Annotated in this window: 24 protein-coding genes; 16 read left to right on the top strand and 8 right to left on the bottom strand. The window is 36.7% G+C overall.

From position 1 onward, the window contains the following. Positions 1–169 (top strand): NADP-dependent isocitrate dehydrogenase (locus ABYK33_RS04870; protein ID WP_373031870.1); only part of this gene is annotated, 169 nt, incomplete at its 5' end. A gap of 498 nt (positions 170–667) precedes the next feature. Here the strand turns inward: ABYK33_RS04870 and ABYK33_RS04865 are convergent. Beyond that, positions 668–2,488, bottom strand: coding sequence for a sensor histidine kinase (locus ABYK33_RS04865; RefSeq protein ID WP_373031869.1), 1,821 nt, complete (start codon positions 2,486–2,488; stop codon positions 668–670). Between the two features lie 263 nt (positions 2,489–2,751). Here ABYK33_RS04865 and ABYK33_RS04860 point away from each other — a divergent pair, with 263 nt between their 5' ends. Continuing rightward, positions 2,752–3,915, top strand: coding sequence for a GGDEF domain-containing protein (locus tag ABYK33_RS04860; protein ID WP_373031868.1), 1,164 nt, complete (start codon positions 2,752–2,754; stop codon positions 3,913–3,915). A 75-nt stretch (positions 3,916–3,990) separates the two neighbouring features. Next, entirely contained in the window at positions 3,991–4,311 is a 321-nt protein-coding gene (locus tag ABYK33_RS04855; RefSeq protein ID WP_373031867.1) for a hypothetical protein, read from the top strand. Positions 4,312–4,329: 18 nt separating this feature from the next. On the opposite strand, the gene ABYK33_RS04850 is transcribed toward ABYK33_RS04855, so the two are convergent. Beyond that, positions 4,330–5,037 carry an SDR family NAD(P)-dependent oxidoreductase gene (locus ABYK33_RS04850; protein ID WP_373031866.1) on the bottom strand — a complete coding sequence of 236 codons (708 nt, stop codon included), beginning with the start codon at positions 5,035–5,037 and terminating at the stop codon, positions 4,330–4,332. Positions 5,038–5,155: 118 nt separating this feature from the next. On the opposite strand from ABYK33_RS04850, the gene ABYK33_RS04845 reads away from it, so the two are divergent. Then, entirely contained in the window at positions 5,156–5,398 is a 243-nt protein-coding gene (locus tag ABYK33_RS04845; protein ID WP_373031865.1) for a hypothetical protein, read from the top strand. A 3-nt stretch (positions 5,399–5,401) separates the two neighbouring features. Next, the gene (locus ABYK33_RS04840) at positions 5,402–5,914 is read left to right on the top strand and encodes a shikimate kinase (protein ID WP_373031864.1); all 513 of its coding nucleotides are present in this window, start codon (positions 5,402–5,404) and stop codon (positions 5,912–5,914) included. Positions 5,915–5,957: 43 nt separating this feature from the next. Here ABYK33_RS04840 and ABYK33_RS04835 read toward each other — a convergent pair whose 3' ends face one another. Beyond that, the gene (locus tag ABYK33_RS04835; RefSeq protein WP_373031863.1) at positions 5,958–6,176 is read right to left on the bottom strand and encodes a hypothetical protein; all 219 of its coding nucleotides are present in this window, start codon (positions 6,174–6,176) and stop codon (positions 5,958–5,960) included. 125 nt (positions 6,177–6,301) lie between these two features. On the opposite strand from ABYK33_RS04835, the gene ABYK33_RS04830 reads away from it, so the two are divergent. Together ABYK33_RS04830 and tkt are read left to right on the top strand one after the other, a co-directional pair. Further along, positions 6,302–7,150: a polyprenyl synthetase family protein gene (locus ABYK33_RS04830; protein ID WP_373031861.1), complete on the top strand. Its 849-nt coding sequence runs from the start codon at positions 6,302–6,304 to the stop codon at positions 7,148–7,150. Between the two features lie 10 nt (positions 7,151–7,160). Further along, positions 7,161–9,149 carry a transketolase gene (gene tkt, locus ABYK33_RS04825; protein ID WP_373031860.1) on the top strand — a complete coding sequence of 663 codons (1,989 nt, stop codon included), beginning with the start codon at positions 7,161–7,163 and terminating at the stop codon, positions 9,147–9,149. A 93-nt stretch (positions 9,150–9,242) separates the two neighbouring features. Here the strand turns inward: tkt and ABYK33_RS04820 are convergent, their stop codons facing one another. The 5 genes from ABYK33_RS04820 to ABYK33_RS04800 all read right to left on the bottom strand — a co-directional run bounded on the left by ABYK33_RS04820 (position 9,243) and on the right by ABYK33_RS04800 (position 16,965). Then, positions 9,243–10,907 carry an ATP-binding protein gene (locus ABYK33_RS04820; protein WP_373031859.1) on the bottom strand — a complete coding sequence of 555 codons (1,665 nt, stop codon included), beginning with the start codon at positions 10,905–10,907 and terminating at the stop codon, positions 9,243–9,245. 38 nt (positions 10,908–10,945) lie between these two features. After that, positions 10,946–12,766 carry a histidine kinase dimerization/phospho-acceptor domain-containing protein gene (locus ABYK33_RS04815; RefSeq protein WP_373031858.1) on the bottom strand — a complete coding sequence of 607 codons (1,821 nt, stop codon included), beginning with the start codon at positions 12,764–12,766 and terminating at the stop codon, positions 10,946–10,948. Further along, positions 12,750–13,403 (bottom strand): response regulator transcription factor, encoded by a 654-nt coding sequence (locus tag ABYK33_RS04810; protein ID WP_373031857.1) that lies wholly within the window; start codon positions 13,401–13,403, stop codon positions 12,750–12,752. The genes ABYK33_RS04815 and ABYK33_RS04810 overlap by 17 nt, the downstream gene beginning before the upstream one ends. Positions 13,404–13,573: 170 nt before the next feature. Continuing rightward, the gene (locus ABYK33_RS04805; protein WP_373031856.1) at positions 13,574–15,499 is read right to left on the bottom strand and encodes a TonB-dependent receptor; all 1,926 of its coding nucleotides are present in this window, start codon (positions 15,497–15,499) and stop codon (positions 13,574–13,576) included. Between the two features lie 134 nt (positions 15,500–15,633). Beyond that, a complete protein-coding gene (locus ABYK33_RS04800; protein ID WP_373031855.1) occupies positions 15,634–16,965 on the bottom strand; it encodes an MFS transporter in 1,332 nt (443 codons plus the stop codon). Between the two features lie 154 nt (positions 16,966–17,119). On the opposite strand from ABYK33_RS04800, the gene rdgB reads away from it, so the two are divergent. The 9 genes from rdgB (at position 17,120) to ABYK33_RS04755 (ending at position 26,864) form a co-directional block, all read left to right on the top strand. After that, positions 17,120–17,710 (top strand): RdgB/HAM1 family non-canonical purine NTP pyrophosphatase, encoded by a 591-nt coding sequence (gene rdgB / locus ABYK33_RS04795; RefSeq protein ID WP_373031854.1) that lies wholly within the window; start codon positions 17,120–17,122, stop codon positions 17,708–17,710. Then, positions 17,710–19,545, top strand: coding sequence for an invasion protein CiaB (gene ciaB, locus ABYK33_RS04790; protein ID WP_373031853.1), 1,836 nt, complete (start codon positions 17,710–17,712; stop codon positions 19,543–19,545). The genes rdgB and ciaB overlap by 1 nt, the downstream gene beginning before the upstream one ends. A 296-nt stretch (positions 19,546–19,841) precedes the next feature. After that, a complete protein-coding gene (locus ABYK33_RS04785) occupies positions 19,842–20,951 on the top strand; it encodes an alanine--glyoxylate aminotransferase family protein (protein ID WP_373031851.1) in 1,110 nt (369 codons plus the stop codon). Continuing rightward, on the top strand, positions 20,952–21,797 hold the full coding sequence (locus ABYK33_RS04780) for an ATP phosphoribosyltransferase regulatory subunit (RefSeq protein WP_373031849.1): 846 nt from the start codon (positions 20,952–20,954) through the stop codon (positions 21,795–21,797). A 5-nt stretch (positions 21,798–21,802) separates the two neighbouring features. After that, positions 21,803–23,053 (top strand): adenylosuccinate synthase, encoded by a 1,251-nt coding sequence (locus ABYK33_RS04775; protein WP_373031848.1) that lies wholly within the window; start codon positions 21,803–21,805, stop codon positions 23,051–23,053. Between the two features lie 12 nt (positions 23,054–23,065). Beyond that, a complete protein-coding gene (locus tag ABYK33_RS04770) occupies positions 23,066–23,617 on the top strand; it encodes a DUF507 family protein (protein ID WP_373031847.1) in 552 nt (183 codons plus the stop codon). After that, positions 23,617–24,735 (top strand): glutamine-hydrolyzing carbamoyl-phosphate synthase small subunit, encoded by a 1,119-nt coding sequence (carA, locus tag ABYK33_RS04765; RefSeq protein ID WP_373031846.1) that lies wholly within the window; start codon positions 23,617–23,619, stop codon positions 24,733–24,735. Before ABYK33_RS04770 ends, carA begins: the two co-directional genes overlap by 1 nt. Before the next feature lie 9 nt (positions 24,736–24,744). Continuing rightward, positions 24,745–25,785, top strand: coding sequence for a D-alanine--D-alanine ligase (locus ABYK33_RS04760; protein WP_373031845.1), 1,041 nt, complete (start codon positions 24,745–24,747; stop codon positions 25,783–25,785). 284 nt (positions 25,786–26,069) lie between these two features. Then, positions 26,070–26,864 carry an SCO family protein gene (locus ABYK33_RS04755; protein WP_373031844.1) on the top strand — a complete coding sequence of 265 codons (795 nt, stop codon included), beginning with the start codon at positions 26,070–26,072 and terminating at the stop codon, positions 26,862–26,864. Positions 26,865–26,990: the final 126 nt, after the last annotated feature.

Here is a 26,990-nt window from a genome sequence, read left to right as displayed (position 1 = left end):
ACCTGTAGCTGCTGAGCTTAAAGAGAAAGAAGCAACAATTATGGAAGAGCTTCTTGCAGTTGAAGGTAAGCCTCAAGATGTTGGTGGATACTTCCATCCAAATGATGAGTTAGCTGCTAAAGCAATGAGACCATCTGCTACGCTTAACAGTATTATTGACGCTATATAAGTGATTGTATACTGAGTAATGCGCTGATTTGATGCAATACTCAGTATCAAAATATTTTTAGAAAATCCGTTACATAAATTGAGATAAAATGAACCTGTATTATTCATTCTGTAAAGACCCAAATATAATGATGTAAATGTTTTCTTTCTCAGTATGTATGTAAATAAATGTAACAAATAATTTAAATAGGATAAATTTATCCGGTTTAAAGATATTATTCTTAAGAGAGATGGGACATCACATATTTGTCTATACGCATGAGGCGCAGATATTAAATGCTGAAAAGTGTGATAGTTCTAAGCCTAAGTGTCCGGGATGGACATTTTAAAAGACAGAAAAGGATAATATTTGTTGGTTTGCGTCTAGTAAGTCAATAGATATGTTACAAGAGTAATTATCATACTTTTTTCGACTTAATACAAAGAATTTAAAACCTTATAAAATTATATATTTTATAAGGTTTTACCCCATTATATTTCTCATTATATCGACTACCGATCAAACTTTAAAGATATATGTAAATGTATTGATGCCTTGTCCTGATTGGGCACTGTGGGCGATACGGTTTTTCTCACAAATCAGTTTGACCATATGTAAGCCCAATCCTAAACTTCTCTTTGCACTGTCCGACTCGGTATAATTTCTATCAAATATCATGGCAATATTACTGATATTTTTTCCTTCAGAGAGAAACTTTAAAACAATATCGGAATGGTTTTTCTCCAAGACAATATCTATATGACTTTCATCGCTGCTGTGCTTAATGGCATTCGACAGGTTGTTGTCAATGAGCCTCTCGAGTTCTGTATCATTCATACTTACTTTTATATCATTCGCAATATGCCTGCTTATGGTTTTATTATTTGCCTGAGCGATGACTTCGAAAAAGTCAATTCTTTCATTTAGAAAATCTGTAAAATTAATGTCTATAGGCTTGTATTCTAACGTATCATTTGAAATGATATAGGAGAGGTCTTCATAAGCGTTAGAGAGCATGTTGATAGCAGCATTTATCTGTTCAGTATAAGAAGAAATTTGCTGCTCAGATTGCATCTCTATAAGTGAAGAGTTGGTCATGATCACAGTGAGTGGTGTTCTTATCTGATGTACCATGTCAGCAATAAACTGTTTATTCTCGGCAAGAAGGAGTTGATTGTTTTCTATTTGATTGGAAAGCTGTGAATACAGTGAATTATATTCAGTCACCAAAGTACCAAGTTCATCTTTTTTTCTTAGTAAGCTCGGATTCTTTATCATTACTTTATCTTTAAATTTTTGTGTAATGTTGGTAATAGGAATATAAAAGTGGTTTTTTATAATGGCATACAGGATACCTATCAAGATAAACAGAACGATAGTTAAGAGAATAAAAATATTGTTATTTTTCTGTTTTTGTATTAAATATCTACTGATGTTAATGTCTAGTCTCATGATGAAATCACTATGAAGTAAAGTATCATCCTTTTTTTTGCTAAATATTGGGATATAAAAAGACAATAAATTATTTTCAATATTTTTATCTGATCTTATGATCTTGTGTTGTCGGCTAGCATTGATGATCTCATCATCTGTAGCACTATTTAGGGGAAATTTCTTGAGTGAGTTAAGATGTTCTTCTTTGTTGATGATAGTTGAAGTGGTCAGTATATCTTCATAGACTTCTTCATTAGAAGGTGTTTTTGTAATACGAAAAAGACTGATGTGGTTGTTCGTATCATTGGAAATGTTTTTGATGTTCTGACGCAATTTTTGATAGATGGAAGAATTAGAAAAGGATAGTTGCAGGAATTTGTCACGATCGACATTTGCGCATGAATATACTTTGATACTTGAGTCCATATAGTCTATTAAAACATCATTCTCAATATGTATATCATTGTCTTTTGATATAGTGTCGAAATACTCTTTTCCCCCAAAGAGATTTTTAAAATCCAGCCCAATATCTTTTTGAAAGGTCGCATCTGTGATCACATACTCTTTATTGATAATATAAATATCCAAATTTATATCGTGCAAGTGAAATTGTGTCTCCATTTTATTTTTCAACTGCACTAAAGAGATGCTTTCATCTTTTTTAAATTCATCTATAGTTGCCTGATGAATGACAGTGAAAAGGGGTTTTTTCTTCTCAAATGTTTGGTAGCTATCCTTTACAGCAGAACTCAACAGTAATTTATTGTTATGGATGCTTTTTTTGAGTTCATAGTCTAGGTTGTCTTGGTTTTGCTTCTGGAAAGAGATATAAAGGATCCCTATAAAAATGATCAATGTACTCGCTATTAAAAATAGGATAAGGTAAAATTTATTTTTGAGTTTCAATCATTTACCTCTCTGATCTTAAAAAATTACTAATGGCTATGTTCATCTGGACATCATCTTCTATAATTAATACTTTCATAATATAAGTATAGTCTAAAAGATGTCACATTTATGTCATAAGGCATTTAATCCTCAATGCCTTATGGAATTACTTACTCTAATACGGCTACTGATATGCACTATTATCCCTTACGTATATTAAAATCCATTTTTTCGTACAATTTTTTACACAAATAAATGTTATATTTATATAAAGGATAGCTATGGATAAACTACATGTTGGAATACCATTATTTTTATCAATAATAAGAAATTTTTTATATAGTGGTCGTACGTTTTTAAAGAGTGAAGAAGATTTAAAGTATAAGTTTATGTTTGTAAATAACATCGCAGTATTAACTATTTTAATTACTTTTTTGATTGGATTTATTAGATATAACCAAAATAATTTCGTAATCGCAGCTGTTGATTTCTCCTTTTCACTTTTTGGAATATTATTGTTATACCTATTACGAAAAAGAACAGATATGATTGAGGAAATATCGAGTAGTTTGCTCTTTTTAGCTTATATACTGTTCACAGTACTTTTGGTATATTCTGATCATAATACTCGTTTAGAAACGTATTTTTTATTAATAGCATCAGCTTTTTTTACAAAGGGCGTAAGGATAGGGTTTTATTGGCTTTTCACTGTTGTGGTAACCGTTAGCATTATTCATTATGGAGGATTTATTGAAACTAACTACAGCAATTTTGCAATTTTTTCTTTTTTTATTTACTTAATGATCATGTTATCAATTTTTAATTTGTATGAGAAAATTAAAATCGCCCAGTCTCAAAATCTACTAAATTTGAATGCTGATCTGGAAAACTTGGTCAAACAAAGAACGGAAGAATTGGAAGCAACAAATAATGAGCTTACAAAAGAGAAATTAGTACTTCAAAGGCTTTCTTCAAAAGACGCTCTTACTGGTTTATTCAATAGGTTCAAATTAGAAGAATCATTTGAATATGAACAAAAACAATCAAACCGTTATAAAACAGATTTGTCAATCATAATGATGGACTTAGATGATTTTAAATCAGTGAATGATAGTTATGGACATAATATTGGAGATATATTTTTAAAAGAGATCGCGGAGATCTTAAAAACTTCATTTAGAGATGTTGATACAGTGGGACGTTGGGGAGGAGAAGAGTTTCTTATTTTGCTTCCTAAGACCACTTTAGAAGACAGTAAAAAAATTGCAGAAGAAGTCAGAAAGAAAATTGAACTTTACAAGTTTGCTGAAATTGGCAACAAAACAGCTTCTTTTGGTGTAGCCACACATAGCAATAATGAATCTTTATCCAGCTTGCTTAATAGAGCTGATAAAGCATTATACATGGCTAAAGAAAATGGTAAAAACAGGGTGGAAGTAGCTTAATATATAGTATCTGAATAAGATTTCGAAGAGAACGGTGTGCTATAATTCCGACATGATACAATAGAGGATACAAATATGCAACACTACAACGATGAAAAAAACAAAGCAGGCGCCAAAGTGATCTTTATGCTTGCACAAATGCTAGTACTCGCTATGGTGTACATTATCATATATACTTCTTTTATAGCAGTAGGATATGCGATAGAGCAGTATGGTGTGAGCCGGGTGATGTATTTCCCAGTGTTTGTCGCACTGGTGATCTTCCCCATATTACTTTACAAATATAGACAAATGTTCAATGCAGGTAAAATGCTTGCAGCTTTTATATGGATGATGGCTACGGCTTCCTTGACCATAGTGCTGCTTTATGTCTATGTTGCACAAATTACAGGGTAATCGCTCTTTTCGATACGATCATTTCTGTAATTGATCCATCGTTCTTACATCTAAAAAACTTCCACTGTCATATTCTAATAATTGGGGAAATATCGCGATGAGATTATTTGCTGCTTCTTGAGGTGTTTGTATATGACTCTCTTTAAGTTTTTTGGCTGAAGGAAATAGTTCATCATTCACTTCGTCTATGATATGTTCAACCATAGGGGTACGGATGATCCCTGGTGCGAGCGCAGTGAAGTGAATGTTGGGTAACTCTTTGGCATAGACATTCAGTAACATGTTAAGACCTGATTTCGAGAGCGAATAGGCACCCCAGCCTTTAGAACCATTGACTGCAGCACCTGAACTTATGCCTACAATCTGTTTTACCTGTGTATGTGCATTTAGTGTATCTATCAATTCTTTGTTGGCCCATACGTTCACTTCCATCACATTTTTAATATCATTCAATTCTGTTTCAGAGAGTGTCTTTATCTCCCCCAACACCCCAGCATTGAGGATCACAATGTCAAATGAACGGTGTGCAAGAAATTCTTCAAGTGTAGATCGGATCATAAAAGTTTCACTCAGGTCATAGGGAAAGAAGAAGAAATGAGGGTAATGGTCAAGTTTTTTTGGAATGGTTTTACCTATGGCATAGACATTGTCTCCATTTTCCAAATATGTTTTGGCTAAGGCTTCACCCAGCCCGGAACTTACACCCGTGATCAGTATGTTTTTCATGATGTAATCCTTTTGTAATACATTTACTCTTCTGATATGATATAATTATATCAAAAAGTGAAAGACTCTTTATACGTATAGTTTTAAGAAGACTTTATTTAAATAAAAAAGGAAAGTAATGAGCAACAGAGAAGCAAAAACTTTAGATGAAAGAATCGATCGCATTTATAAGATGGCAGAAGAGCACTTTGGTGAGGTACGTTTTGTAGGGATTAAAAGACATGCGAAGATCGGTTGGGTTGCCAAGATACAATTTGATGAGTTTGAATCTCTTGTAGCAGAAGGTGAAGATGCTATTGATGCATTGAAAACCCTGCGTAAACGTATTTCAAAGATCATAGACCGTTATAATATGGTGTGAACGTTGAAAAAAAATATTATCCTGATCGGTTTCATGGGCGTAGGTAAAGGTACGACAGCACGTGCATTTACAAACAAATATGGTACCTATATCATCGATACAGATGATCTTATAGAATCCAAAGAGAACAAAGAGGTCAAAAAGATCTTTGCAAAAAAAGGTGAAGCGTATTTTAGAGCACAGGAGCAGGAAACTGCCAACTGGATAGAAAAATGTGTTACTGATACTCTGATCTCCTGTGGTGGAGGTTTTTATAAGGTGGATAATCTTAAAAAACTCGGAACGGTAGTGTTGCTTGATGCTTCATTTGAATGGATACACAACCGTCTGAAAACAGCTAAAAATGCTAAAAATAAATTAGCAAAACGTCCGCTTTTTTCACAAGAGAAAGAGGCTAGAAAACTCTATGAAGAGCGTGAAAAAGCCTACAGAAAAGTGGCAGATATTATAGTAGATGTAGAAAATCTTACTTTGGATGAGCAGATAACACTGATTGCTAAGAAATGTAAAATTTAACCTAAGTTGTCATTCTCGTGTGTAAGCATGAGAATGAAAATGGTTATTTGTTTTGTAAACTCCAATGATCCAACCCTTTATATACCGCAGTCAGTACTCCAAATATGAGCATGGTACTACCCATACAGTAGGGTGCCTGCTCTATAAATGGTGCAGGAGATTGGGAAATCATAACAATAACATATCCCCAAAGTAAAAATGCTATAGCCCCAAGCAGTCTTTTGGCCCATATGATAAGTGAGAGTGCAGTTTCTTTTTTCATACGCTTATTTTATCCAAATTCGATATAATTTCAACAATTAAACTCTATCACTACTTCACCAAGTGAAAGCTTTAGTGAGATGAATGGAGTATGAGCTTTGCTTATGCTTCAGAAGAAAGACAATGATGAAAAGATTTGAAACGTATCTAAACGAAAACTTACCAGAAGTACCAAGCTTCCACCCTGTGTATGAAGAAGCACTGGGTGTCATGCTGACTGCGGGGGGAAAACGTTTTCGTCCTATGTTACTTTTAAACATAGTGGATGCTTATGAACCAATGCTTTACAACTCTGCATTACCAGTTGCACTTGCACTTGAAATGTTCCACACTTATTCTCTCATACATGATGATCTCCCTGCGATGGATGATGCAGATTTGCGTCGTGGACATAAAACTTTACATAAACGTTTTGATGAGGTAACTGCTATACTTGCAGGAGATGCACTCAATACCGATGCTTTTTATCTTATCGCCAAAGCACCGTTGCGTGGAGATGTTAAGATCAAGCTTATAGAGTTACTTGCACGTGATGGAGGTAGTCGCGGTATGGTACTTGGTCAAGCCATAGATTGTTATTTTGAAAACACACCACTTGAACTTGAACAGGTAAAAACACTGCATAAAAATAAAACAGCCAAACTCATCGCTACCTCTTTGCAGATGGGGGCAATCATCGCAGGACTTGAGAAGAAAGCACAAGATGCCCTCTATGATTTTGGTATAGACCTTGGACTGCTCTTTCAGATACAAGATGATATTATAGATGAAACACAGAGTGAAGAAGAGGCGGGTAAAACCACAGGGAATGACGGTGATAAAAATAGCTTTGTCAATCTTTTGGGACTGGAGAAGACTGTTGAAGAAGCAGATGCTCTGGCAAAAGATTTACAAAGACGATTTGAAAGCTTTGATGAGAAGTTACAAATAGCTTTACAACCCTTGATGAAAACATATCTATACAGACACAACTAAAGGAAACACCATGGCAATGACAGAGCAAAACATTATGCGTAAAAAGATGGCAAATACCATCAGATTTTTAGCGGCCGACATGGTCCAAAAAGCAAACTCAGGACACCCGGGTGCACCTATGGGACTTGCAGATATCGCAGTGGTTTTGAGTGAAAAACTGAGCCACAATCCTAAAAATCCAAAATGGCTCAATCGTGACCGTTTGGTTTTCTCTGGTGGACACGGTTCTGCTCTTATCTATTCCCTTCTGCACCTTTGGGGATATGATCTAAGCCTGGATGACTTGAAAAACTTTCGTCAATTAGACTCAAGAACACCGGGACACCCAGAATATGGTCATACGGATGGAATTGAAATCACAACGGGTCCTTTGGGGCAGGGTATTGCCAATGCTGTTGGTTTTGCTATGGCAGAAGCATATACTGCCAATCAGGTAAATTCAGAGACATGTGAGCTTATAGACCATAAAGTATATTGTTTATGTGGTGATGGTGACTTGCAAGAAGGTATCTCGTATGAAGCCTGTGCTTTGGCAGGACACCTTGGACTTAAAGACATGGTATTGATCTATGACAATAACTGTATTACCATCGAAGGTGATACAAGTATCGCTTGGAGTGAAGATGTAGCAAAACGTTTTGAAGCACAAAACTGGAATGTGATGAAGATCAACGGGCATTGTTATGATGACATTGAAAAAGCGTTGGATGAAGTGAAGTCTGCGACTAAACCGACAATTATCATTGCGAACACTATTATCGGTAAGGGCGCAGGTGAGCTGGAAGGAACACACCATACACATGGTGCACCTCTTGGAGATAAAATTATTGCAGAGTCTAAAGAAAAAGAAGGATTTGATCCAGAAGTGACATTCCAGATCCCCGAAGATGTACTTATAAGATTTAGATGTGCACTTGAAAATGGTGAATTGGCAGAAAAAGAGTGGATACACAGACAACAAGAAGCACCGCTTATAGAGCAAAATCTAGCTCTGGAAAAACTTCAAAACCCAGATTTTTCTGCTATTGAATTCCCAGACTTCTCTGGAGATGCAGCGATGGCAACAAGAGATTCAAACGGTAAGATCCTCAATGCTATTGCAACAGCGGTTCCTTCTTTCCTTGGTGGTTCAGCAGATCTTGCACCATCAAACAAAACAGAGTTAAAAAACATGGGAGACTTTCCTAAAGGAAGAAACCTGCACTTTGGAATACGTGAGCACTCTATGGCTGCTATCACTAACGCTATGGCATTGTATGGTACGACGATTCCTTTTAATGCGACGTTCTTTGTATTCTCTGATTACCTCAAACCTGCAGCACGTATCGCAGCATTGACAAATATTCAAAACTTCTTTGTGTGGACACATGATAGTATCGGTGTAGGTGAAGATGGTCCTACGCATGAGCCTATTGAGCATATCTCTCAGTTTAGAGCATTGCCAAACTTTTATGTATGGAGACCGGCAGATGCAACTGAGAACGTAGAAGCGTGGAGAACAGCATTGAGTATGCAAGCACCACACGGTTTTGTACTGAGTCGTCAAAAACTGAAAACACTCAAACCAAAAAGAGATTTTGGTGACGTAAGTAAAGGTGCATACATTGTCAAAAAAAGAAAAGATGCGAACTTTACACTTATGGCTTCAGGTTCAGAATTGATGCCTTGTCTGAAAGCAGCATGTCACTTGGCGGTACTTGGCATTAAAGCAAATGTTGTTTCTGTACCATGTCTTGACCTCTTCAATGAACAAGATGCAGAGTATAAAGCAACAGTGGTTGACCCAAGTACAAAAGTACTGGCAGTTGAAGCAGCGACAGCAACAGAATTCTACCGTTATGCAGACGATGTACTTGGAATGGAAAGTTTCGGAGCATCAGCACCGGCAGACTTACTTTTTGAGAAGTTTGGATTTACCCAGGAAGGTATCATGAAACGTGCATGTAAGTTGATGGATGTAGAGTATAGGGAAGTAGAACTTGGAGAGTGTAAACTCTAATCGCTCTTCTCCTGTCATATATTTTTCGGTCGAAGTCTTAGGGCTTCGTTCGGATAGATCAAAAACTACTTCTTGAAATTGCTCTAATAATCATTAACCTTTAAAAACATATGTAAATGTATTGATATCTTTTTCAGAATGTGCTCGATAGGCGATGCTGTTTTTCTCACAAATATTTTTTACCATACTCAAGCCCAATCCCAAACTTCTTTTTGCCTTGTGTGTCTCCGTATAGTTTTTATCAAATATCAGAGAAACATCAGAGATGTTTCTCCCCATAGAGATAAACTTTAAGACAATACCTGAATCATTCTTCTCCAAAACAACCTCAATCTGACTCTTATCATTACTGTGTTTAATGGCGTTAGAGAGATTATTGTCGATGATCCTTTCTAATTCGATATCATTCATGTACACGTTTATATCATTAGCGATATCAGTGTGAATTGTTTTACCATTGGCATCTGCAATGACTTCAAAAAAGTCGACTCTCTCATGGAGGAAATCTGTTAAATTAATCTCTATCGGTTTGTATACTATCGTATCGTTTGAGATGATATAGGAGAGATCTTCATAGGAGTTTGAGAGCATATTAATTGCTGAGTTTATCTGTGTAGTATAAGAAGAGATCTGTGATTCAGATTTCATCTCTATGAGTGAAGAATTTGTCATGATAACTGTGAGTGGTGTTCTTATCTGATGGACCATATCAGCGATAAACTGTTTATTCTCATCTAAGAGGAATTCATTCTTTTCTACTTGCTTTTGAAGTGTTAGATGAAGAGACTCAAGCTCTTTCTTGTTCATATGTTCTTTGGTTTTGTCTTCTATGATACCTATCCCACCAAGAATAGTATTGTTACTATTTCTAAAAGGAAATCCTGTTGCTTCAACCCAAAATAGTTTACCGTTTATAGCAACATAGGGACCTGTGTATGATTGGGGACCTTGGGTAAGAACATGATTAAGCATATCTATAAATCTTGTATCGTTAAGAGAGTTCAGGTTCATCCCTGCTATGTGGGTGTCTTTACGCTCAAACATCTTCTGTAAATGCTTATTCGCATTCATGAGCTTTAAGTTATTATCATAAGAGAACATTCCAAGAGGTGCTTCTGAAAATAAGTTGTGTAGTACGTTCTGTTGCAATTTTAAGTCTTGTATTTCTTTCTCTTGTGTATAACTGTTAAATATCATAAGTATTTGAGACAAGAAAAACAATGTTAGTATGACTGGAAGTATAAAGGCCAATGATGTCTTCAGCATTGCCATCGATACTATTAAGGGAATCATGATGATACTGATATAAACGATGGCAATACGAAAATCTGAAGATAATGAAGTGGTCGCACCTGCAGTAAGTCCTACCAAAGAGGCTAAGACAAAAAGTTGATAATAATCGTTTAAATAGTGTATGTATACTGCACCAAGTGCTGATACCATCATTCCCGTCAAAAATGCAAAAATTACAAATTTCTTATACCATGTTCCAATTGAATAGATTTGAGGAGTTGTCTTAAAAAGATAAGCATTGTAGAGTCTAAATGATATAAATATAACCAAAACACTACCCCATATCACAATATCATTTGTGAGTTCAGAATATAAGAATATGGTTATCAGTATGGTGAATACAATGGCGGTTAGAAGACTTTTTATTGAAAGAGTATAGAGTGTATTTACTAAAGCATTATCTATGGGAAGAGACTGTTCCAATTTGGATGATATTTGGTGAATTTTATTCTTGAGATTTAACACAAGAGTCCTCCTTTACTTTTAATGTATTCATTTTCAGATCAAACTTTAAAAACATAGGTAAATGTATTGATGCCTTCTTCTGAGTAGGCACTGTAAGAGATATTGTTTTTCTCACAAATTATTTTTACCATATTTAATCCCAATCCCAAGCTTCTCTTTGCTCCATAAGTCTCCGTATAGCCTTTGTGAAATATCTTGGAGCAATCATAGATCTTCTCTCCATGAGAGATAAATTTTAAGACAATTCCTGAATCATTCTTTTCCAAAAGAACTTCAATTTGACTCTTATCGTTACTGTGTGTAATGGCGTTAGAGAGATTATTGTCGATGATCCTTTCTAATTCGATATCATTCATGTACACGTTTATATCATTAGCGATATCAGTGTGAATTGTTTTACCATTGGCATCTGCAATGACTTCAAAAAAGTTGACTCTCTCATGGAGGAAATCTGTTAAATTAATCTCTATCGGTTTGTATACTATCGTATCGTTTGAGATGATATAGGAGAGATCTTCATAGGAGTTTGAGAGCATATTAATTGCTGAGTTTATCTGTGCAATATAGGAAGAAACCTTCTCTTTTGTTTTCATCTCTATGAGTGAAGTATTGGTCATGATGACAGTGAGTGGTGTTCTTATCTGATGTACCATATCGGTAATAAACAGTTTGTTTTCATTGAGAAGGAGGCGATTGTCTTTTACCTGATCTTGAAGTTTTGAATAAAGAAAATTATATTTCTTAGCTAAGACGCCAAATTCATCATTTTTATTCAGTAAAACGGGGTCATTTATCTTGACTTCATTTTCAAGATTTCCTGTAATTTTAGTGATGGGAATGTAAAAATTATATTTTATAAAAAAATACAAGAGAAGCATTAATATAAGTAGAGAAAGACTTACCAAAATAAAAATATTTTCATTCTCTTGCCATTGTGTCATATATTCACTGATATCTATTTCTAGTTTTAAAACAAAATGATCATCAGCAAGTGCATTGTCATTTCCTTTTGTATGTAACGGAACATATATTGTTGCTGTACCATCTTTTATATTTTCATTGGTTTTGATAATTTTATTTTGTCGGTGAACATTGATGATCTCATTGTCAGTAGCTGTATTCAATGAGAATCTTTTTAGTGAATCATTCCACTCTTCTTTGTTACTAATGTTTTTGGTGTTCATTATGTCTTCGTAGTACTCTTCGTCAGAAAGTGTTTTTGTAATACGAAAAATATTTATTTTGACTTTAGTACTTTCGGAAATATCTGAGATGGTCTGGCGTAATTTATCATAGATGAAAGGGTCAATAAAAGCCATTTCAAGGTATTTGTCATTATGCGCTCTGGCTAAGGAATAAATTTTTATACTCGAATCCATATAGTCAATAGAAACATTACCAGCTATGTGTATTTCATCATCTTTTGACGCTTTGTCTAAATCTGCCTTTCCAGAAGGTATATCCATGAAATCAAGCCCAATGTCTTTTTTAAAGGTTGCATCAATAATCACATAATTTTTATCAATGAGATAAAGATCTATATTTAAATCTTTTAAATTAAAATACGAAATAATTTGACTTTTTAGCTGTGCTAAAGGGATGTTTTCATCTTGTTTATACTTATCTAAGGCTGTACGATGTATGTACTCAATGAAACTTCTTTTCTGCTCAAATGTTGTGTAGGTATCTTCTAAAGCAGAGGTCAATAGTAGGGTATTGATATTAATGCTTTTTGTGAGTTCCTTTTCCAAGTCATTTTGGCTATGTTCTTTAAAATTAACGTACATTACCCATATAAAAATAGTTAATGTGAGTATGAGTGAAAGTTGAGTGAGGTAAAGTTTATTTTTGAGTTTCAATCATATACCCCTCTCTGATCTTTGTTTGTATTATATCAGAAGGGAGTTTTTTTCTAAGTTCAACAAGTAACTGTCTTAAAGGGTACGTCTCTTTAATTTCGCCTTCCCAAACATAATCATGGATCATCTCATTGGACACAACAGTGTTTATATGTTTCATCAATATAGCACAAAATCTTTTTTCTTTATATCTTAATCTGATAGGCTTATTTTGATAATAAAATTCTTCTTTGTTAAGATCATAAGTAAGTTCATCGTTTAAAGTGATTATTATAGGCTTATTGAGGGCCAATAAATTATTTATCCGTACATCCAACTCTTTTAAATGGAATGGTTTTTTAATGTATTCACTGCAGCCATTTTCAAAGGCTGTGGAAAAGTTTTGTATCTCCAAAGATGCGGTGATGATGATGATCGGGGTATCAAGATCTGTTTTTCGAATATGCTTAAGCAGATCTAAGCCATTAATACGGGGAATATTAATATCAATAATATAGAGATCAAAATGCCCATTGTCTATCTGGTCCAGGGCGAGCAATCCATCCTTTATGCTCACATTCTCAAATGATTTGAGCTTACAAAATTCACTAATGGCGATGTTCAGTTGGACATCATCTTCTATTATTAATACTTTCATGCCCGTAGTATATTATAAAAGATGTAATATCTATGTCATATTAACTTGAGATAGATCTGACAAATTCTCCTTATACTGCACTCAAACAGTTGTAAGGTGGAAGTGGACAATGTGACATCTATTCAGTAAACGTTATGGTCAATGATAGAAAAACGCTTTTACCCTACCGATTAAAGCTTCCACTCCAAAGCGAGATAATAGGAACGTCCTTCTGCCGGATAACCATATCTCCATTCATAAGATTCATCAAGTATATTTTTAATACCCGCTCTACACTGCGTTGAATCAGAGACTTTATAGATGATCTGAGTATCTAGGAGATGATATGTATCCAGTTTGATCTGTTCATCACTATAGGTAGCGGAGTTAGGACTGTATCTTGAACCAATATACTGATAACTCAGATATGCACTCCATTTTTCACTTATGCGAAGTGTGTCTTCTAGCTTGAACTGATGTAAAGGGATCAACTCAAGGGATTCACCTTCATTGTCTTCTGTATGGGTATAGGCATAAGATGCACGCAGATGATGTTTTGCAAAATATGTACTGTTTACACGAATCTCTGCACCATAATGTTCTGCATCCTTAAGATTAATATAGCCATTGTTACGATAGATGATAAGATCATCCACATCGTAATAATAGAGTGAAAGATCCAAGAAGGTTTTTGTTGCAAGTTCATATTGATATCCAAGTGTATACTGCATACTTTTTTCTGGTTTCAGATCAGGATTGGCATTGTCCCATGGAAAAAAGGTGAACATTTCAGACATGGTGGGCATACGACTTTTCTTTGCTATGCTACCATACATTACACTCTGATCCTGCGCATATGTGATCTTGGCCTGAGCATCATACGTATTTTTATCATCAGGAGGTTCTGTTGCACTGGCATCTGCAGACTTTTTTGTCTGCATGAGTGCAACAGACAGGCCACCCTCTAATTGCCATGCACTATTGAGTTTCCATAAATGTAAAAAACTCATTTTAAAAGTATCGACTTGATACTTGGCAGTACCCCAGTCAGGGTTTCCCCCACGTCTAATATGTTCATTCTCTTCTGCTTGAAAAATGACAGTACTGGTATGATCATTCTGTGCTTTAATGGCTTTGATCACGGTACCCAAACGAGAATCATCATAAGTGACTACTGGCTGGTTTGATTGGTACTCGTAGTCATCATAGATTTTATAGATATCCTCATAATCATCATAATAGGCTCTCATGCTCAACTTCAGATCTTCTGTGACATAGTCACCATAGAGATAGTAACTGTTTAGATCTTTGCGGTCTATACGAGAGTATGCATCCCACACCACAGTAGCATTTTGGTCAGTTATATTTGTATATACATTTGGCGGTATACCATATTCTGCCCTGGTGAGACTCACTTTTACTGCAAGATGGATCTGGTCATCTACGAAGACACCACTTTTTACAGAAATATTTTTCTGATCTTTATCACTGTTCACACGGTCTCTTGTATTTTGAAGCAGGGTAACATCATAATCACTTGAAAGCGTATAGTCGGATCTATGATAGTAGTTGGCATCTGCTTGTATATAGATATTATCTGTCATACTCCCAACATAAGCATGATAGTACTCATCATTGCTTGAGATGAGTGTATTTACGGTACTTTCAAATGTTTTAGTGGGCGTTTTTGAGCTTATTTGTACTTCACCACCTATGGGAGGGACACCCAGAGAGGAAGTACCTGAACCATCATTGACCTGGAGTGCTGCATTGGTCATGGTAAACTTTGTGTCTATAAAACCATTTACGCTACGATACAGGGGGATGTCATCTTCTACATACTCTGTAGCTTTAAAATCAAGACCACGAAAAGATATAGCTCCTTCACCTTTATCCCCTACCACGGTACTGAAGGAAATATCTTGTTCGAGTCTTTCCTGCAGTGTAATACTGGTAGTCTCCAAAGCTTCTGATTCACTCAGTATAAAAGTATTTGAAGTGAGGTTTGTTTCGTGAATGTCTATGGGCGCAAGGGTGATGGTTTCTGAGCAGATAAATGTGCTTACAGAGGAAATGATAAAGGCAGTACGAGTTAATTGATTAAGTTTAATAGCCATTCCCCATCACTTTTATAGTATTTTAGCCAATTACCAAGATAATGGAGATACAAAAACGGCAAAGTTGTATCTTGAGAGTGCATATAGCTACTTATTGTAATCCTTTTGAAGCTCTTTGGTGAGGGAGGAGAGCCTTAGCTCAACATCCCTCGAATTTCATCTTCGTCTATCAAGTCTTTATCATATTTCACGACAGCGATATTCTCTGTTTCATTTACATAACTCTCTACGATGGCATCATGATCTGTAAGCGCATTGACACGTTCTCTGTCGAAGATGTCTAACGGAAGATAAACATTTCCTCTGTTGTTTGGACTTGGCATCGTAGCAACCCATATGAACCATACTACAGAGATACCCGCAACCACTAAAGCCAGTGTAGCTCTGTCGTAGTGTTGCATAAGCCAACCTGCCAAGATACCGCCAAGAAAGATGCCGGTGTAGGCAAAAGTATTGGCCACACCCAGTGCAGCACCTTTTTGGTGTACTTTGGCAAATTTTGCTACAAAACTTTGAAGCAGTGGTTCAAACATGTTAAAACCGATGAAGAATAAAACGACACCAACGACAAATATCCAAGGCGTCGTTGCGAAACCCATCGCTAGAAAACCTAAGAAGATGACAGCAACAGAGATCATAAATATCTCTTTACCTTTACCGTACTTTTCACCAAATATCGCTGCAGGAGCCATAGCAATGAAACCAAATATCATCGCAGGGAAATAGACTTTCCAAAGTTCAGCTTTTTCCCAACCGAATCCACCTTTATCAAGTGCTTGTGTCATCACAACAGGGATGATGAAAAATGCCATTGTCATAATAGACGAGTGGAAAAGAAATGTAATGTACATACGTGTTAAGGCTTTGTCTTTAAATACTTCAAAGAATTTTGATTCTTCTTCACTGTAAGAGTGTACAATATGTGGAGGTTTAGGTACAGAAGTAAATAAGATACCAATCGCCATTACAGAGAGTATAGCGGTGAGCCAGAAGAGTTTGTCTATCCCCCAGTTCCCTCCAACAATAGGAGCAATAATCATTGCAGCAGCAAAACTCATAGCAATTGTTCCACCCATGATAGCCATAGCCTGCGCACGTTGTTCCTCTTTTACAAGGTCAGCGATCATCGCAGAGACCACAGAACCGATAGCTCCTGCACCTTGTAAAAAACGTCCGATGAGAAGCATATAGATATTGTCACTAACTGCAGCAATGACTGAACCTATAATGAAGATGACAAGTCCAAAGAAAAGGATATGTCTTCGGCCAAATTTGTCAGACAGCATTCCAAAAGGTACTTGGAATGCTGCTTGGGTAAGGGCGTAACCACCCACAACAAGACCTGCTAAGAATGGAGTAGCCCCAGGCATCTCGAGTGCATAGATAGAAAGAACGGGAAGGACAATGAAGAGTCCAAAAAATCTCAGTCCGACAATGAGAGAGAGTGGCATGATCTGTTTAATCATAGTGATACCTTTAATTAGATAAAATTTCTCTCATTATATAACGAAATATTTAAGAGTAGATGATAAAGATTAAGATCTGTCATCTCTTGTTAAGAACGAAGTGTTAGTGGAAGAAATTTTCACAGAGTGAAGTACCGTGAAAAGGAGAATATGCATGCGTATCGTTTTAGCAACAGGGAACAAAGGTAAGCTACGTGAGTTTAAACATATGTGTGAAGATGAAGTGGTGGCTTTTTCTGAACTTTTAGGTGAGTTTGATATCGTAGAAGACGGAGATACATTTGCAGCCAACGCACTCATCAAAGCACGTACGATCTATGAGAAATTAGGCGAAGAGTATTTGGTGGTATCTGATGACAGTGGTATCTCTCTTCCAATACTTGACGGCGCACCAGGTATTTACTCCGCACGTTATGCAGGAGAAGATGTTACAGATAAAGACAACCTGTATAAACTCATAGAAGCAGTGAAAGAGAAGGGTGTAAGATCTACGCCCGCATATTATACTGCTGCGATCGCCATTGTCTCCAAATATGGAGAGTATGTGGTACATGGCTGGATGCATGGGAATGTCATAGATGAAGCCAGGGGAGAAAAAGGATTTGGATATGATCCGATGTTCATCCCTGCAGGATTTGATAAAACACTGGGTGAGTTGGATGATGATGTGAAAAAAGAGATATCACACAGAGCACAGGCATTGAAGTTGGCACAACCGATCATACAAATGTTAAAGGGTAAATAATGAAACAGCAATTTATGGAAGACTTGCAAGTTATTTATAACGAATTGCAATTTAGACAGGCAGAGCTTAATAAATATTATGAATTGTTAGATGAAGATAAAGGGCACGATAGAGCTAATGAAGTAGTAGAAGCATTTCTAAGCCTCATAGATATTCCTAGAGATAATGACTCTACGATGGCAGCACTTACACGTATTGTGAATTTGCGTGAAGATGCCTTGGAACAGGTATTAGAAAAAAATGGCTGTTCTAAAGAAGAGATAGCGACAAAAAAAGAGTTAGCATACGGTTTTGTAAGCACTATGCATATAACTCGTCATGAAAATTTCATTGCATGGGTAGAGGAAAATCAACTACTTACACCTTTTTACCGTTCATTGATGTTAGGCGTACATCATGTAGGTGTGATGTTAAGTGTATGGCAGAGCCACTGGACACATCACATTATTCACTCTGTGAACCTTGAACTCTCAGAACTTTTTAATGGGGATGATGCCAAAGTCTTTGAGATGCTTCAGAGTGAGTCTTTGCTTGACAGAGATGAAAGCGGAGCTGTAGGAGATAGATCTTACTCTGTACTTAAAAAAGAGGATACGGGGTATAAAAGCATTGCCTATGCAGATGCCTTTCCTGAAGAAGTGACACAAGTCACTACTGCACTTGAGCAGCTTATTTCACTCTTGAATCAACATGAAGATGATGTCTTTGATCAAAAAGTAGAATGGATAGCCTATTTTACAGCGCTAAAAGTAGCTTTTGCACATACAAAAACTGATGAACTCATAGGTAAATGGGCAGAAGTAGACAGACGTTGGATGGCTGTGACAACACCATTACAGGTAGGCCATCCGTTAGAATATTATGAAGATCACTATAGAAAAGCCGTAGCATTAGAGTGGGATCTGCGTATTGTCAATCCTAAATTACAAGAAGGTTCAAGTACGCGTAACAACATTAAACTTTTTGCCTATGAAATGGCAAAAGATTTTGGTGAAGAAGCTTTGCATACTATGAGTAAGAACCTCTTACAGGTCGATGAAACACAACTCTATATAGGTCAACCTGTTCTTTATTATGGAGCAGAATTCAATGGGCTTTTCTCCGCACAAGTGGTACCTAATGATGAACAGGTTTCAGCAGAACTAGGGAAGAAGATCTTTGCATATGCAGACTTTGTTATGGAATCTAAAAAATCTAAACCAATTATGAAACTCTCAGTTGAAACCATGGGTGAAGGTTTTGTGAAGGCACAAAGAGAGCTTATAGATACAGATCCTAAGCTATGGCAAGAGATCTATGATATCTCAACTGTGGGACATGAGTACGGTCATATCCTCTGGATAGATGCAGACACGGAAAACAAGATGAACGGCTCCGGGCAGTTTAAGAACATCGAAGAGTTTAAAGCCACTTCCGGCGGGTTGATGGCATTTTTCCATAATGAAGGTGAAGCACTGAAACATCACATTGTTGATGATCTTGTCTCCCGTGCTGTAGGCTTGATGGCGTGGCGTGAAGTCGGTGAAGTGTTGCCGTATTATTGTGAAGGGTTGATCCATCTTGATATTCTCTTTAGTGCTGGCGTCATTACCTATGATGGCCAGATAAACATTGACTACAGCAAATATGATGAGATGAAAAAAACCTATCAAAATGCATACAAAAAGTTAGCAGAAACGTATCTTTCCAAGGTAGATGCATCTGTCTATCTGAATACGTATGCAAGTAAAGAAGAAGGTGTATATTTGCCGGTAAAAGAAGAGATCAAAGCATTTGTAGAACATTATTATGCACGATATAAAGTGATCGGCCAGCAAACGATAACTCTGGGGTAAGGATAAAATTATCCGCAAGGGCACATATTTTTCTAAAATCTATATGTGAATGCAATTTCTATACTTTAAGCCAATAGAGTGTAAATTATAAAATAGAATATATTTTTCTTATAATTACATATAAAGGGTGAACATGGCACAACTTTTTACAGATGAATGGGTCAATGCACTTAGTACACAAGAAAATCACCTTTTAAAATACTCTTGTTGAAGCAATAAAACAACTTCTAACATCTTTTTAGATATAATCTCGCCAATTACGCCGTCGTCATGATGGCGATTGCGAGGATATATATATGCTACTTTTTACACCAGGACCTACGCCGGTACCAGAGTCAGTAAGACAGGCGATGGCTACAGTTACTTTACACCATAGAACACCAGAATTCGAAGCTATTTTTAAAGAAGCACGCGAAAGACTTTTAAAACTTCTTGGAATGGATGAGTGTGTAATGATCGCCTCATCAGGTACAGGTGCTATGCAGGCTTGTATGTTGAACCTTTGTAAGCGTAAAGCATTGACTGTAAATGCCGGTAAGTTTGGTGAGCGTTTCGGGAAAATTGCTGATGCAATGGAAAGAGATAAGGTCGAGCTCAAATATGAGTGGAATACACCTTGTTCTGTATCTGATGTTGAAAATGCCTTGAATGAAAATACAGATATCGATGCGATTTTTATACAGGTATGTGAAAGTGCCGGTGGACTTAGACATCCTGTTGAAGCCATTGCAAAAAGAGCCAAAGAGATAAACCCTGATATTATGATCGTGGCAGATGGTATCACAGCAGTAGGTGTAGAGCGTATAGATATTTCAAACATCGATGCATTGGTAACAGGTAGTCAAAAAGCATTGATGCTTCCTCCAGGACTTGCCATGATTGGCTTATCCTCTGATGCGGTAGAGAAGATAGGTTCAGGGGCAGATTATTATTTTAACATTGCCACAGAAATTAAAAATCAACAAAAAAATACTACAGCGTGGACGGCAGCAACAACACTCATCATTGGACTTAATGCAATCTTTGATGCAATTGATGAAGAGGGAATAGATGCCTTATATAAAAACACGACAGCAAGAGCAGCAGCAACGCAAGCAGCATTGGAAGCGATCGGTTTCACCATGTATCCACAGGCACCTGCACCATCTATGAGTACAGTATTTGATGAAGATGCGGAACCTATACGTAAACTACTTAAAACAAAGTACGGTGTAAATATGGCAGGTGGTCAAGACCATCTTAAAGGTAAACTTTTTCGTATCAACCAGATGGGGCTTATCCCTGTGTATGAGTCTGCATGGGTAGTGAATGCTATAGAGTTGGCATTGGCTGATATCGGCAGAAGAGAGTTTGATGGTACGGCCAGCCGTGTATTTAATGAAACCTATTTTAAAAAGAGCAACTAAATGATATTTGAACATGAGATCCCTAGTGGGAGTAGACTTTATTTTGGACAAAGTGCCAGGATAAAAAGAGAGATAGAAAGTATAGCAAGCGAAACACTGTATGGTCTTGGCTTTGAAGAGATAGTGACACCACTTTTTTCATACCATCAGCATGAATGTTTTGATGACCAAAAGCCCTTAGTAAGACTGAATGATGAAGAGAACCATGAAGTGACATTACGAGCAGACTCTACAGCAGATGTTGTACGTATCGTAACAAAAAGACTGGGTAGAAGTACAGAATCTAAAAAGTGGTTTTATATCCAGCCAACGGTAACGTTCCCTACAAAAGAACAGTATCAGATCGGTGCAGAAGTGATCGACGGTACTTTTGAAAAGATAGCCAAAACAACTACGACTCTTTTAGCACAGATAGGGGCAGAACCAGTGATGCAGATAGCTAATATCCGCATCCCGCATCTTTTAAATGAAAAATATGGGCTCTCTTTAGATGTACTGAAGTCAATGAATATTGAGCAGATCATGGCAGCTGACCTACCTTGGATAGAACAACTGGTAAGGATCAACAGCGTGAATGATCTGAACGATCTGAGTGCATTCCCTGATGACATTAAAGCAGAACTTGAAAAGATCAAAGAGGCGACACAAAAAGTAGCGTATAGCAATATGGTTATCTCTCCGCTTTACTATGCAAAGATGAGGTATTATGACTCTTTGACATTTAGAATGTTTGAAAATAACAGTCTTTTGGCAATGGGTGGGATCTACACGATAGATGGTGTAGAAGCAGCTGGATTTGCACTCTATACAGATGAGTGTATCAGTAAAAAAATGAATAGAGGATAGTGTAGATGAGTAAAGCAGATTTGATCGTAGGTCTCCAATGGGGAGATGAAGGAAAAGGTAAGATCGTTGACCATATGGCACAAACGCATGATTATGTATGTCGTTTTGCAGGTGGACATAATGCAGGGCATACTATCGTAATTGACGGTAAAAAATATGCACTTCACCTTATTCCTTCTGGTGTACTTAACCCTAATGCAAAAAATATCGTAGGAAACGGTGTGGTGCTTTCACCAAAAGACTTCATCAAGGAGATGGTACAGTTTGATGATCTGGAAGGAAGACTTTTCCTTTCAGACAAAGCCCATGTACTTTTGCCTTACCATGCACTCATCGACCAAGCCAGAGAACGTATGAAGGGCGATAAAGCCATCGGTACAACAGGTAAGGGAATCGGGCCTGCTTATGGTGATAAAATTGCCAGAGTAGGACATAGACTGGGTGAGTTACTTAATCCTGAAAAACTGACTGCAAAGATCGTAGCATATTTTGAAATGAATAAACCCGTATTTGATGCTATGGGTGTAGTGGCACCGACAAAGACAGAACTTCTCGAAGAGTTGGAAGGCTACAAAGCTGTACTTGGAAAACACATTACTGATACGACTCAAATGATGTGGAAGATCATGGATGATGAGAAGAAGATACTTTTGGAGGGTGCACAGGGAACGATGCTTGACATTGACCATGGTACATACCCATATGTGACTTCTTCAACAACAGTCAGTGCCGGAGCGTGTTCGGGTCTGGGCATCAATCCCAAAGATATTGGTAAAGTAACAGGTATTGCCAAAGCATACTGTACAAGAGTCGGTAACGGACCTTTCCCAAGTGAAGATTTTGGTGTAGAGGGTGACACACTTCGTAAAAATGGACATGAATTTGGTACGACAACAGGACGTCCGAGAAGATGTGGTTGGTTTGATGCTGTAGCTATGCGTCACGCAGTACGTGTGAATGGTGTAGACCAGGTAGCACTTATGAAATTAGACGTACTGGATGGCTTTGATGAAGTGAAAGTGTGTGTTGCATATGAAGTAGATGGTAAAGAGATCAACTATGTACCTTATGATCTTGAAGATGCCACACCTATTTACAAAAGTTTTCCAGGGTGGGACAAAACAGAAGGTGTAAGAGAATTTGATGCCTTACCAGATACAGCAAAATCATATATTTCAGCACTTGAAGAGATGATAGGGACAAAGATGGGGATCATTTCCACAAGTCCAGAGCGTGAAGATACAATAATTCGATAATAAGGGGTAGCAATGAGATTAAAACCACAACAAACAGGATATGTAGCAACAAAAATCGGGATTGATTTAGCGAATGCACCTTTTATCACTATGCCAAAAGGTAGAGAAGCGGTTGTAGCAGCAGCAAAAAAGATCATTGATGAAAACCTTGAAAAAGAGCATGCTCTTGATGAAAAAGTCAAAAAAATTCTTGATGAAAACTATGATGAGATAGAGTTTCAACATGCTGATGAGAGACAACTCTTTTTTATGATAAAAAAGAAAATGGCTCCTGAACATGGTGTGATCATGAATTATGATGACAGATATAATGATCTGGCACACCTTATCTTGGATGAATTGTATGAAAATTATCTTGCAGAATACACGGTAAATGAAAACCAGGTAAAGAATGTGATCTTTAAATCTTTTAAAGCCTTCGCCGATGCCTTTGATGAGATAGATGATATTGTTTATGCAAAAATAAAAGGCATGGAAAAGGAAGTGGTCCCCGGTTCTCAGGATTATGAACTGCTTTATGAAAGATTTTATCAAGAAGAACTTTCCAAAAGAGGTATGCTGTAATGAAAAAAGTCTCTTTATATTTTGAAAATGGACTGATGCTTGAAGCTAAAAGTTTTGGCACAGAGGGCACTTCTGTAGGAGAGATCGTATTTAATACATCTCTTACAGGATACCAGGAGATCGTTACAGACCCTTCTTATGCAGGACAATTTGTGACATTTACGATGCCTGAGATAGGTAATGTAGGATGTAATGCTCAAGATATGGAGAGTAAAGGTGCACACTGTAAAGGTATCATTGTACGTAGTTATCAGGATCGTCCTTCTAACTTTAGATGTGAAGAGACTTTAGCAGCATTGTTGAAAAGAGAAAATATCCTTGGTATTACTGAGATAGACACACGTTTTATAACAAAAATGCTTAGAGATGAAGGTGCAATGATGATGGTAGCTTCGACGGAGATCCATGATCAAGATGAACTCAAAAAAGTATTAGATTCTTCACCTCGTATTGAAGAGGTAAATTACATTGAACAGGTAAGTACCAAAGAGAGTTATGTGCATACTGAAGCACGTTATAATACAGATACCTTCCAATATAATGCACCAGAAACAACAAAGAAGATCATTGCACTTGATTTTGGTATCAAAAGAAATATCTTAAATGAACTTACACATGCAGGAATGGAAGTAACGGTTGTACCTAACTCTATGTCTGCTGAAGAGATCATCGCTAAGATCGATACAAAAGAGATCGATGGCGTATTCCTTTCAAACGGACCAGGTGATCCGCTTATCTTAAAAGAGGAACAAGAGAAGATCAAAAAGCTCATTGCTCACAAAGTACCACTTTTTGGTATCTGTCTTGGACACCAGTTGCTTTCTATTTCACATGGTTACGATACGTATAAACTGAAATTTGGACACCATGGTGGAAACCATCCTGTGAAAAACGAAATAACAGGTACAGTAGAGATCACGGCACAAAACCACAACTATAATGTTCCAGACAACATTACTGAAGTGGCGACTGTGACACATGTAAACCTTTTTGACAATACAATAGAAGGACTCAAATATAATGATTCTCCAACTATGTCAGTGCAGCATCACCCAGAAGCAAGCCCTGGACCACATGAAAGTGCATATATCTTTGGCGAATTTGCCAAAATGCTCTAAGGAAAATAGATGAAAATAGCTATATTGTTTGGTGGATCCAGTTATGAACATGAGATAAGCATTGTTTCTGCGATCACAATGAAAAAAGTGTTAAAAAAGTCTACATTGACGTATATTTTTGTAAGCAGTGATAGAAAATTTTATCTGATAGATACCGATAAGATAAATTCTAAGTTATTTTCATCAGGCGAGTATAAAAAATCTAAAGAGTTGACACTTAAAAATGGCGGCTTTCAGATAGATGGTATGTTCGGAAGTAAAGCTGTAGATTTCGATGTAGCATTGAATCTCATCCATGGAAGAGATGGAGAAGATGGAAAGATAGCTTCTATGATGGAGTTCTATCAAGTGCCTTTCATTTCACCGCGTATGGAAGCTTCGGCACTCTCTTATAACAAACTCTATACTAAGTTCTTAGCAGAGAGTTTAGGTGTCAAAACAGTAGCGTATGAATATCTCTCAAAAAATGATGAGAGAAAAGTTTCTATGGATTATCCTGTTATCATTAAACCTGTACGTTTAGGGTCTAGCATTGGTGTAAGTATTGTAAAAGAAGCTTCAGAGCTTGATTATGCACTTGATGTCGCATTTGAATTTGATACTGACGTGATAGTAGAGCCTTTTATACAAGGTGTGAAAGAATTTAATCAGGCAGGTTCATATACGAGTGAGTGGGAACTCTCTATTGTAGAAGAGCCACATAAAGAAGAGTTCTTGGATTTTGAAAAAAAATATATGGACTTTTCCAGAGATTCCCAAGTCTTAGCAGCAGATATCTCTGATGATCTAAAAGTGAAAATACAAGAGAGCTTCAAAAAGATATATGATCCTCTGTTTAAAGGAAGTATCATACGTTGTGATTTTTTTGTCGTGGAGGGTGAAGTGCTTCTTAATGAGATCAACCCTATTCCTGGATCCATGGCAAATTATCTGTTTGAAGATTTTGAAGGTATGGTACAAAGACTCTCAAACAATCTACCTAAAGAGCAGAACATAGCAGTAGATTACCAATACATCCATTCCATTCAAAGTGCAAAAGGGAAAGCGTAAACTTTTCTAGCAATTGTGCAACTATTCATCCTCTTCAAACTAAAAAAGGGAAAGCCTAAATTTTCCCTTCCTCAAAGAAATAACGCTTTCCTATATTTACTTTTCAGAATACAAAAAAATTATAAAATCTTATATCAAAATTAAAAGATTTCTTTATGTAACACAAAAGTGTTAATTATGTGTTAAATACAATATAAACTATACAGTTTCATTGCTATTTAAGTGATTGTGGACTAGAATTAGTGCGTATTTTTAAAATATAGACATAACCACGGGGAGGGTATATGAAGAAAATTGTGATGCTTGTATTACTGTTGTTAAATGTACTACAAGCCGAATCACTTGGCGTAAATGAGAAATTGGGTGAATATGTACCCCTTGATTTGACATTTATAGACGAAGATGGTAAAAGTAGAACACTTAAAGAGTATATGGATGGAAAGCCCACTATTCTTTCTTTGAACTACTACCGATGTGGGGGAATTTGTGGCCCACAACTTGCAGATATGGCAAAAATGCTGTCTAGACTTGATCTGTCTGAAAACACTGACTACAAAGCATTGACTATCAGCTTTGCCCAGGATGAAACACCACCTTTAGCAAAAGCGAAAAGAAAAACGTATTTGGAATCGATGGACAGAGCATATGTGCAAGATGCATGGCATTTTTTATTAAGTGAAAATAACTCTTCAGCTATCATAGCTGATAAAGTAGGGTTCACTTATAAAAAAGTTGTTTCAAAAGCAGGTGTAGTTGACTGGATCCATGCTGCAACATTAATTGTCATTTCACCAGAAGGAAAGATCACGCGTTACCTCACTGGTATCGAACAACTTCCTTTCGATGTGAAAATGGCAGTCTTGGAGTCAGCACAAGGGAAGGTCGGACCAACCATAGCTAAAACATTACTGTACTGCTTTACTTACGACCCAAAAGGAAAAACATATATTTTTGCTTGGGAAAAAGTAGTTGCAACAGTGATTTTATTTGTTACGATCATCTTTTTTATCTGGCTTGTTAGAGCGGGAAGAAGAGATCAAGAAGAACATCAAAACCAAAGGAGAAACTTAGATGAGTAAAACTTATTTCGACGAAACACACTGTGCCATTGGGCACCCTAAAAGTACATTCATGCAGTGGATGCTTACTATTGACCATAAAAGAATTGGTATTATGTATGCAGCTGTTATGTTTGTATTCTTTTT

This window comes from Sulfurovum sp. (assembly GCF_041562805.1).
Lineage (GTDB): Bacteria > Campylobacterota > Campylobacteria > Campylobacterales > Sulfurovaceae > Sulfurovum.
The sequence above is the reverse complement of the archived record's forward strand: the minus strand, read 5'-3'. Positions and strand labels throughout refer to the sequence as shown.